Below are 1,527 nucleotides of genomic sequence, written 5' to 3'. Positions count from 1 at the left end.
TCAGATTGTAGACAAAGGCCTCCGAAAATGATTTTCGGAGGCCTTTGTTTGTGCCATTGAGGGAAAAAGAAGCATCCAACAGCCGGCGCACGTCTGTCGCCACCGCCAGGTGGCGAGTTTTTTGAGGTTCATCACCGCATAAACAAGCATCGCCTGCGCGGTGTTTCGTGCCCCTCCGGCGAGGAGCGTCCAGCGCAAGCCATGCTTTTGTTTGAGATCCGCAAAAATCCGTTCGATGGTTTCTTTTCGTTCCGCATAGGTCCTCCGGTTCCACGGGGTGTGCCGAAGGTGTTCGGCTTCGTCTAGATCGTCCTGCCAGACGTGGCGGAGGATCACCTTCCGATGATCCCGGCTTTGGGTACAGGTCTCGAGCAGCGGGCAGGACTGACAAATGACGGGATCCGAGACATACTCCTGATAACCGTCCCGATTCGTGGTGCGGTAGCGCAAGGCTTGATGCTCGGGACAGAGATACGCGTCCAGATAGGCATCATACACAAAGTCCTGTTTCCGCAAGCGTCCCGGCAGGCCCTTGGGCCGGGTATAGGGCATAACCGGGCGAATGGCCTGCTCGCGAAGCAGATGAGCAATGGCCGGGGTTTTATAGCCGGCATCCACCGCAACGGCGTATGGACGGCCCACCCGGGCCATCACCTGCGCCAACAGCTCATGAAAGATCCGGCTGTCATGAACATTGGCTCCGGTCACAATCGCTCCGAGCACAAACCCGTGCCGGTCGCAGGCGGTATGCCAGCTGTAGGCAAACATCTTCTCCCGTTCATCTTTGACGTAATAGCCGCTGTCAGGATCCGTCTTGCTTTGTTTGACCTCCCGTCCGCCCGGTTCGCGGCGGGCGGGAGGCAGGGGCTTTTTTCCGTGGACCTCGCGGTCCCGGTGAATTTCGGCATCCAGTTGTGCCTGGTAGGCCCGGGCTTCGGCCGCCAAATGAACCCGATCAAATTTTTTCTTGTTGGCGTTCGCTTTCACGTGGGTGGCATCGATATAAAAGACGGACGGGTCCACAAAACCGGCGGCCACGGCTTCCCCCAGCACTCGTTCAAACATCGCTTCGAACAACCCACTGTCTCGAAACCGGCGCGTGTAGTTTTTGCCGAAGGTGGAGAAATGCGGGACGGGATCCAGGAGGTCCAAACCAAGGAACCATCGGTAGGCCATATTTGTTTCGATCTCCCGCACGGTTTGACGCATGGAGCGAATGCCGAACAAATACTGGAGCAGCACCATTTTCACCAGCCGGACCGGGTCAATACTCGGCCGGCCGATGGGGGCATAGAGGGACGCAACTTCGTCGTAAATAAAGGAAAAATCCAGCGCGGCCTCAATCTGGCGGACCAGGTGGTCCGCGGGCACTAACTGATCCAACTGAATGGTCGCTTCCCGATAACGAGCTTCTTCCGTATTCCGCCTCATCATGCGCCATAACCCCTTTCCAGGCTATTTCTTTTTATCATAGCATAAAAAAACTGCCGACACGCTCTAAAATGAGAGCCATTGTCGACAGTCTGA

Annotated in this window: 1 protein-coding gene; it reads right to left on the bottom strand. The window is 56.5% G+C overall.

Translation table 11 applies throughout. The features are described 5' to 3' along the window. The gene (locus ACTTK6_RS15755; RefSeq protein WP_462833946.1) at nucleotides 1-1,434 is read right to left on the bottom strand and encodes an IS1182 family transposase; all 1,434 of its coding nucleotides are present in this window, start codon (nucleotides 1,432-1,434) and stop codon (nucleotides 1-3) included. Nucleotides 1,435-1,527 lie beyond the last annotated feature (93 nt).

Source organism: Marinococcus salis, assembly GCF_054971365.1.
This window is presented reverse-complemented; position numbering and strand designations above follow the sequence as displayed.

Bases quoted from the DNA above. Each gene is read 5' to 3' on its own strand.
- ACTTK6_RS15755 (WP_462833946.1), bottom strand. From the start codon at position 1,434: ATGATGAGGCGGAATACGGAAGAAGCTCGTTATCGGGAAGCGACCATT.